Origin of the sequence: Nonomuraea endophytica, from assembly GCF_014203235.1 — a bacterium.
Taxonomy (GTDB): domain Bacteria; phylum Actinomycetota; class Actinomycetes; order Streptosporangiales; family Streptosporangiaceae; genus Nonomuraea; species Nonomuraea endophytica.
This window is the reverse complement of record NZ_JACHIN010000012.1, coordinates 141,816-149,110: the sequence shown is the minus strand read 5'-3', so window position 1 is coordinate 149,110 and position 7,295 is coordinate 141,816. Positions and strand designations below refer to the sequence as shown.

9 protein-coding genes are annotated in these 7,295 nt (G+C 70.0%); 1 reads left to right on the top strand and 8 read right to left on the bottom strand.

Features of this window, described 5'->3' with window-relative positions; genetic code table 11:
• Positions 1-109: 109 nt before the first annotated feature.
• The 7 genes from HNR40_RS58190 to HNR40_RS58185 form a co-directional block, all read right to left on the bottom strand.
• On the bottom strand, positions 110-229 hold the full coding sequence (locus tag HNR40_RS58190) for a hypothetical protein (RefSeq protein WP_512699319.1): 120 nt from the start codon (positions 227-229) through the stop codon (positions 110-112).
• A gap of 18 nt (positions 230-247) precedes the next feature.
• Positions 248-1,012, bottom strand: a complete 765-nt coding sequence (locus HNR40_RS37125) for an ABC transporter permease (protein ID WP_184969882.1) — start codon at positions 1,010-1,012, stop codon at positions 248-250.
• Positions 1,009-1,953: an ABC transporter ATP-binding protein gene (locus HNR40_RS37120; RefSeq protein WP_221341304.1), complete on the bottom strand. Its 945-nt coding sequence runs from the start codon at positions 1,951-1,953 to the stop codon at positions 1,009-1,011. The genes HNR40_RS37125 and HNR40_RS37120 overlap by 4 nt, the downstream gene beginning before the upstream one ends.
• Complete coding sequence (locus tag HNR40_RS37115; RefSeq protein ID WP_184969880.1) at positions 1,950-2,708, bottom strand: S24/S26 family peptidase; 759 nt, start codon at positions 2,706-2,708, stop codon at positions 1,950-1,952. Before HNR40_RS37115 ends, HNR40_RS37120 begins: the two co-directional genes overlap by 4 nt.
• The gene (locus HNR40_RS37110) at positions 2,701-2,982 is read right to left on the bottom strand and encodes a PqqD family protein (protein ID WP_184969879.1); all 282 of its coding nucleotides are present in this window, start codon (positions 2,980-2,982) and stop codon (positions 2,701-2,703) included. Before HNR40_RS37110 ends, HNR40_RS37115 begins: the two co-directional genes overlap by 8 nt.
• A complete protein-coding gene (stsB, locus tag HNR40_RS37105; RefSeq protein ID WP_184969877.1) occupies positions 2,979-4,427 on the bottom strand; it encodes a StsB family radical SAM/SPASM domain sactipeptide maturase in 1,449 nt (482 codons plus the stop codon). The genes HNR40_RS37110 and stsB overlap by 4 nt, the downstream gene beginning before the upstream one ends.
• A 149-nt stretch (positions 4,428-4,576) precedes the next feature.
• Entirely contained in the window at positions 4,577-4,684 is a 108-nt protein-coding gene (locus HNR40_RS58185; RefSeq protein WP_512699318.1) for a hypothetical protein, read from the bottom strand.
• Between the two features lie 128 nt (positions 4,685-4,812).
• Between HNR40_RS58185 and HNR40_RS37100 the strand changes: the two genes are divergently transcribed.
• A complete protein-coding gene (locus HNR40_RS37100) occupies positions 4,813-5,604 on the top strand; it encodes a helix-turn-helix transcriptional regulator (RefSeq protein ID WP_184969875.1) in 792 nt (263 codons plus the stop codon).
• Positions 5,605-5,640: 36 nt separating this feature from the next.
• Here HNR40_RS37100 and HNR40_RS37095 read toward each other — a convergent pair whose 3' ends face one another.
• Positions 5,641-7,176, bottom strand: a complete 1,536-nt coding sequence (locus tag HNR40_RS37095; protein WP_184969873.1) for a long-chain-fatty-acid--CoA ligase — start codon at positions 7,174-7,176, stop codon at positions 5,641-5,643.
• Positions 7,177-7,295: the final 119 nt, after the last annotated feature.

Here is a 7,295-nt window from a genome sequence, read left to right as displayed (position 1 = left end):
ACGGCGGCCGACCCGAGCTGGTTGCCCCCAAACGATCTTGATCTTTTGGGCTGGAACGGCCAGGACCGCGCGAAACAACGCGCGGTCCTGGAACTAAAGGAAAAATCGATCAGCCACCCGATCCCGCGCCCGCGCCGGCGTTGGCGTTGCACGAGCAGGAACAGTTGATGATGATCATCCCCACCGGCTGGATGTCCAGCGGGCGGATCTGCGGAGTCTCCCACTTCATGGCGTTTGTCACCTCCCCTCAGAGTTGGCGGATACGGCGGGCCATGATGGCGGCGATCGCCGCCATCGACACGGCCGCCGCGGCCAGCAGGCCGGCCACCAGCGGCCAGCTCGCGCCCAGCCCGAAGACGGCGCCGCCGCGAATGGCCTCGATGCCGTAGGTGACCGGGTTGAACCGGCTGACCACCTGCAGCACGGCCGGCATCTGCTCGACCGGGTAGAAGGACGGGCTGGAGAACAGCAGCAACGGCCCGAGAACGTTGATGAGCACCATGAACCGCTGGAAGTCGTGCACGAACGTGGCCACCAGCAGGTAGAAGGCGTTGAACAGCAGCGACGCGGCCAGCGTGCCCAGTGCCAGCGCCAGCCAGTTCTCCGCCGGCCAGGTCAGCCGGAAGACCAGCACTCCCAGCAGCAGCGCCGCGACGCTCTGGGCGAGGACGAGCGCCGTCGTCGCGATGATCTTGCCGACGATGTAGGAGAGCCTGCTCATCGGGTACGACCACAGCTCGACCGCCATCCCGCCGACCTCTTCCTGGAACAGGGAGGTGCCGGTGGTGGTCGAGGCGGCCAGCATGGACGACAGGATGATCGCCGGGATCGCGAACTCGGGGTAGCTCACCGCGACGCCGTGATAGGTCACGGTGCCCACGAGCGCGCTCAGCGACGTGGCGAACATCAGCAGGTAGATGGCGGTCGGGACGACCGCGAGCAGCAGGTTGGTGCGGTTCCTGGTCAGCAGGAGATAATCGCGGTAGATGATCGCGCGGGTGCCCGTGCTCATGCGAGTTCCTCCCGGCGCCGGTCCACCAGCGCGACGTAGGCGTCCTCCAGCGACGGCACCCGGAACTCGATCGCCGCCCCGCGCCCCGCTGCCTCCCGCACGAGTTCGATCACGGCGGTGAGGTCGCCGTCGGCGCCCATCTCGATCTCCTCGCGGTCCCCGTCGGCGACGGCTCCCGGCGGCAGCAGCGCCGCCAGGCGGGCCCGGTCGGCCGGGTCGGGCAGCCGCAGGCGGACGGAGCGCTGGCCGTACTCCCGCACGAGTACGGCCGGCGTGTCGTCCCTGATCAGCCCCCCATGGTCCATGATCAGGACGCGGCCGCAGTTGCGCTCGATCTCTTCGAGGTGGTGGCTGGTCCAGATCACGGTGGTGCCGTGTTCGCTGGTCAGCTTGCCGATCGCCTCCCACATCTGCCGCCGCCCCTGCACGTCCAGCCCGGCGGAGGGCTCGTCCAGCATCAGCAGCCGGGGCACCACCAGCAGGGCTCTGACGAGTTGCAGCCGCCTGCGCTGGCCCCCTGACAAGGTGAACGCCAGCTGCTGCGTGACGCCCTCCAGACCGAACTGGACGAGGAGCTCCTCCACCCGGGCCCGCGCCGACCGCCACCGCAGCCCGCGGAAGGCCACCGCGATCCGGATGTTGTCGATGGCGGGCAGCATGTTGTCGACGGGCATCGACTGGTGCACGACCGCGAGATGCGGCTTGACCTTGGTGGCGTCGTGGAACGGATCCCCGCCCAGGACGCTGACCTGCCCGCCGGACGGCCCGGTGACGCCGCAGAGGATCTTCACCAGCGTGGTCTTGCCCGCGCCGTTCGGACCGAGCAGGCCGGCGACCGTGCCTTCGAGCAGGTCGAAGGTGAGCGCGTCGACGGCGGGCCCGGTCATGCCCGGGTAGCTCTTGGTCAGCGACCGTGCCGTGACGATCGGGGCCGCGCTCACGAGGCGCTCGCGACCAGGCGGGTCAGCCGGCGCAGGGTCTCGGCGGCGTCCAGCCGCTCCTCCGGCTCGCCCACCCTGACCAGCACGTCGGCGAGTTCGCTCGGCACGAGGTGGCCGCGCATCGGCTCGTGCAGGTGGCCGAAGGAGCAGCCCACCAGCACCTGCGTCCCGGCGGGCAGCGTCGCGGCGCCCAGCACGTCCCGCGCGGCGAACACGGCCTTCTCGCTGACCCCGACGGTCGGCGCCCGCTCGGCCGCCGCGCGGATCTCGGCCAGCACCTCGCCGGACACACAGACCCCTTCCCTGGTACGGCGCCGCAGCCGCCACCAGGGCGGCACGATCTCCTCCTCCGTGCCGTTGGTCGGCTCCACCAGCCAGACGTCCACCGGCCCCTCGCCGCCTTGGGACGGCCACCGGCTGGGCTTGTCGCGCGGCGGGACCCGCGGAGCCACGGCCACGACGTCGGCCAGCGGCACCGGCGGGTCGTAGAGCCGCTGGCTGTCGCCCGCGGTGATCAGGTGGCCGGCCCGGACCGCGTGCACCCGGTGCAGCACCAGCCGCCCGTCGGCGCGGAACGCGACCACGTCCTGCGGCTTGATCGTCTCGACGGCCACCGCCTCCAGCACCACGCGGTCGTCATGCCGGAGTGTGGGCAGCATGCTGACGCCGGTGACGGGGACGGTGACCGTGCCGACCTGCTCCAGGCCGCGGATGATCAGGTCGATCAGGCCCGGAGCCGGTGGCGGTTCACCCACCCTGTTCGACCACGAGTCCGGCGTCGGCGAGGGCGCGGAGGAAACGTTCCGCGTCGCTGGAGATGAGGTGCCGCTGATTGTCATCCTGTGCTCCGAATTCCGCCGCGAGCGCGGTCACGATCGCGCCCTGGTCGCCGTTTCTCACCAGTTGCCGCCAGATCGCCGACGCGGTCTGGTTGAGGGTCTGGAACTCGCCCGCCGTGGTGTCGTACAGGCGGACCTCGTCCTCCGTCTCGGTCCACACCACGTTCTGGCCGATCGCCCATGTCTTCATCGCGTGCCTCCCACGACCTGCAGCGGCAGGGTCCTGCTCGGCGGCGCCGGGGTCTGGCTCGCCATGTAGGCCTTCCAGTCCTCGTACACCGGGTGTTCCTCGTCGGTGGCCACCAGCCTCGGGCGCAGCGCCGCGTCCTCGTCGTCGACCACGACGTCCCGGCCGGCGCCCGCCCCCACCCACATCGAGGTGATCATCTGGTGGCGCAGGATCCGGCACAGCGCCCGCGAGTTCCGCTTGAGGCTGCCGGTCTCGGCCATGTGGTACGCCCGGCAGCCACCAGCGCAGGCGCCCCTGATGTAGCACCGGCTGCAGTCGGTGAGGTTGTCACCGGCGAAGACCGCGTTGGAGCGCAGGTCGGCCAGGACCTGGGCGGCGAACAGGTCGCGCAACGGCTTGCGCTTGACGTTCCCGGCCAGGTGCTCGGTGCCGGTGACGAGCTTGCACGGGTACAGGTTGCCGAGCGAGTCGACGTACACCTCGTTGCCGCCGAGGCCGCAGTTGACCCGGGTCTGGCAGGACTTCTGGCCCAGCGGGCCGTCGGGGAGCAGGTTCTTGGAGCGTGGATCGGTCCAGACGAACCGGTGCAGCCGCCGGTACTCCGCCCAGCCGAAGGAGTCGCTGTCGGTGGCGCCCCGGCCCAGGTCGCTGTGGTGCATGACGCGTACGCGGGCGACGTCGATGTCGGCCAGCAGGTCGGCCAGCGCGTCGACGCGGTCCACGTTCTCCTGGGTGATCACGTGGTTGACGATCGGGCGGACGCCTTCGGCGTTCAGCATGCGCAGGGCGGCCACGGTCTTGGCGAAGGTGCCCTTGCCGCGGGTGCGCTCGTGGATCTCGGCGGTCCCGCCGTCCATGCTGACCGTGACGGTGGAGAAGGTCTCGGCGACCCGGCGGGCCATCTCCGGCTTTCTGATGATGGTGCCGTTCGTGATGATGTTGGCCCGCATCCCGAGCTCTTTCACCCGCCCGGCCACGACGAACAGGTCCTTGCGCAGCATCGGCTCGCCGCCGGTGAAGATGACCACCTCGGCGCCCATCTCGGCGGCCTGGGTGACCAGCTCCAGCGACTCAGCGGTGTTCAGCTCGCCGGGCAGCGGCTTCTCGGAGGAGGCGTAGCAGTAGGGGCAGCGCAGGTTGCAGCCGTCGGTGATGGCGTAGTAGAGCATCTTCAGCGGCGCGTCGACCTGGCGCAGGACGGGTTGTTTGCCCGGCAGGTAGACCAGCCAGCCCATCACCAGCTTGGCCAGGATGCGCTCGCCGCCCTGCGCCGTGCCTTCGGGGAAGGGCCGGTCGTTGGCCAGGCGGCGCAGCACGTCGAGCTCGGCGGCGTCGAGCACCTGCCAGGCGCCCAGCTCCGGGTTGACGACGAGGTTGCGCGCGCCGTCGTTGAAGTAGACAAGATCCTTGGGAACTGACGCCGACGTCAGAAGTTCGGCAAGCAAGACATTTCCTCTCAGAACTCAAAGAGAGGCAGCGGTTCGGGCGGGCCGGCTTTCACGGCTCGCTCAGCAGGCCGGCCGGCCCGCCCTTCGATCCGCCTCCGGAAGGAGCCCGGATCAGCCTGTCCCGCGGCCCCCACCTCGGACCATGGTCAGGAGCCGGCTCCGGAACCGCTGTTGGAACCGCACAGGCACGAGCAGATGGGCTCGATCAGCTGTGCCCAGAAGGCGTCGCGGCTCATCTCGGGCGTGACCCACATGGCCATTTCCTTTCCTCCCTTCGCGACGGCTGAATGCCGTCACCCAGAAGGCGATCCATCTCGTTCCAGCCGGTTCCAGACCGTTCCGCGCCAAGCGGATACGCTGGCCGCAGGAGAAGGACGGTGAGATGTCACATCCTTGGCGGGGCTGGTGCTTACTCCGACCCGGCCTCCTGCTTTTCGGTGGCACGGTCGGCAGGAACGACCTGCACGCGCACCACGCGGTCCAGCTGATCGTGTCCGCGCAGCCGTTCACGATGGGTGACGCCCACGGCGGGGAACTGACCACGCAGATCGCGATCGTCCCCCCGGACGTCCGGCACGCGGTGCGCGTCGGGGCGCACGACGCCCTGCTCGTCCTGCTGGATCCGCGCAGCTCGCCCGGCCGGTCGTTGCTGGCGCGCTTCGGCGTGGGATCCACGGCGTCGGCCTGGGCACCGGCTCTCCAGGATCCGCCGGTCCCGACCGAGGGCGTCCGGCCGCTCATGTTCGCCGAGCCGGCGGCCGGTCACGCTCGCTCGGCCGAGGCGGCGGCCGCGCTGCGGACGGTAGAGGGGTGGACCGGCCACAGCGCGGCCGAGGGCGCCCGCCTCCACCCGGCGGTGGAGGCGGCGATCGCGGTGATCCCCACGCTTTTGCGCCGCGGGCCGGTGCGGCTGCGTACGGTGGCGGACACGGTCCACCTGTCGCCGAGCCGGCTGGCGCACCTGTTCGGCGCGCACGTGGGGATCCCGCTGCGGCCGTACGTGCGGTGGCTGCGCATGCAGCGCGCCATCGACCTCGTGGCCGCGGGACAGACGTTGACCGCGGCCGCGCACAGCGCGGGCTTCACCGACGGCCCGCACTTCACCCGGGTCTTCCGCGAGACCTTCGGGAACACGCCGTCAGAGCTCGCCGCCGCGATCGACTGGCTGCCCTGAAGCCGGTGAACGGTCCCCGCGACGCTCACCAGCTCGCTAGCGCAGCTCGCGCTTGAGGATCTTGCCGGTGGCCGAGATCGGCAGGGTCTCGCGGAACTCGATGATCCGCGGGTACTTGTAGGCCGCCATGTTCTCCTTGGCCCAGCCGATGAGCTCGTCCCCGCTCGCCGTGGCGCCGGGCGCCAGGATGACGTACGCCTTGACCTCCTCGCCGTGGGAGTCGTGGGGCACGCCGACCACCGCCACCAGTGAGACCGACGGGTGCGTCATCAGCACCTCCTCCACCTCGCGCGGGTAGACGTTGAAGCCGCCCCGGATGATCATGTCCTTGGTGCGGTCGATGATGGAGTAGTAGCCCTCCTCGTCGCGGGTGGCGATGTCGCCGGTGCGGAACCAGCCGTCCCGCATGACCTCGGCGGTCTCCTCCGGCCTGCCGTAGTAGCCCTTCATGATGTTGTGCCCGCGCACGGCGACCTCGCCGGGGCCCTCACCCTCGATGGGGTTCCACTCGTCGTCCACCAGCCGCATCTCCACGCCCCAGATGGGGAAGCCGATCGTGCCGGGCTTGGTGGGCCGGCTGAGCTGGTTGAAGCTGGCCGCCGGGGAGGTCTCCGACAGGCCGTAGCCCTCCAGGATGGGGATGCCGAAGGTGGCCTCGAAGTCCTTGAGCACCTCGATCGGCAGCGAGGCCGCCCCGGACACCGCCACCTTCAGCGTCTTGGGCACCTCGTCCCCGTCGCTGTGGATCTTCGAGAGCATCGCCCAGTACATCGTGGGCACGCCGGCGAACATGGTCACCTTCTCCCGGACCATGAGCTCCAGCGCCGCACCGGGGTCGAAGCGCGGCAGGAGCACCAGGGTGCCGCGCCTGCGCAGGCAGACGTTCATGACCGAGACCTGGCCGAAGGAGTGGAAGAGGGGCAGCACGGCCAGCGAGACGTCGCCTTCGGGATCGGCGGGGAACATCCCGTCGCTGACCATCGTGTTGATCAGCAGGTTGGCGTGGGTCAGCACGGCGCCCTTGGCCTGGCCGGTGGTGCCGGAGGTGTAGAGGATGGCCGCGGTGTCGCCGGGCTCGGTCTGGACCGTCTCGAACTCCGCCGACATGCCGTCCAGCGCCGCCCAGAACGACTCGCCGTGCTCGGACTCGGTGGCCAGCGGCGTCGCGGGCAGCACGATGAACTGCTCGCACCCGTCGGTGGCCTCGAAGGCCTCCCGCCCGCGCGCGCCCATGGGCAGCTCGGGCGTGCCCTCGAAGCAGAACAGCGCCTTGGCGTCGCTGTCGGTCAGGTGGTACGCGATCTCACGCGGCTGCAGCAGCAGGTTGAGCGGCACCACGGTCGCCCCGGCCTTGAGGATGCCGAAGTAGACGAAGGGGAAGTACGGCACGTTAGGGCAGAGCAGCGCGACCTTGTCGCCCTTGCCGATCCCCCGAGCGACCAGGAGGCTGGCCACCTGGTTCGCGACAGAATCCACCATCGAGTACGGCAGGCGCAGGTCGCCGAAGACCAGGGCGGTGCGGTCCGGAACATGGCGGGCACTGTCTTCCAGAATGATCGACAGATTGAGCATCGCGACCCTTTCCTCGATGCCAAGGCGCGTGGCCGGCTGACTCCGCCCGGCGTACGCAGGGCGTATGCCGCTGCCCATCCTGGAACGGAACTTCGTACGGTCCAGGATGCCTTGAGGAT

What these genes read in the sequence shown, in the direction of transcription:
- HNR40_RS37100 (WP_184969875.1), top strand. Translation starts at nt 4,813, where the DNA reads ATGTCACATCCTTGGCGGGGCTGGTGCTTACTCCGACCCGGCCTCCTG.
- HNR40_RS58185 (WP_512699318.1), bottom strand. Translation starts at nt 4,684, where the DNA reads ATGTGGGTCACGCCCGAGATGAGCCGCGACGCCTTCTGGGCACAGCTG.
- HNR40_RS58190 (WP_512699319.1), bottom strand. Translation starts at nt 229, where the DNA reads ATGAAGTGGGAGACTCCGCAGATCCGCCCGCTGGACATCCAGCCGGTG.
- HNR40_RS37125 (WP_184969882.1), bottom strand. Translation starts at nt 1,012, where the DNA reads ATGAGCACGGGCACCCGCGCGATCATCTACCGCGATTATCTCCTGCTG.
- HNR40_RS37110 (WP_184969879.1), bottom strand. Translation starts at nt 2,982, where the DNA reads ATGAAGACATGGGCGATCGGCCAGAACGTGGTGTGGACCGAGACGGAG.
- HNR40_RS37095 (WP_184969873.1), bottom strand. Translation starts at nt 7,176, where the DNA reads ATGCTCAATCTGTCGATCATTCTGGAAGACAGTGCCCGCCATGTTCCG.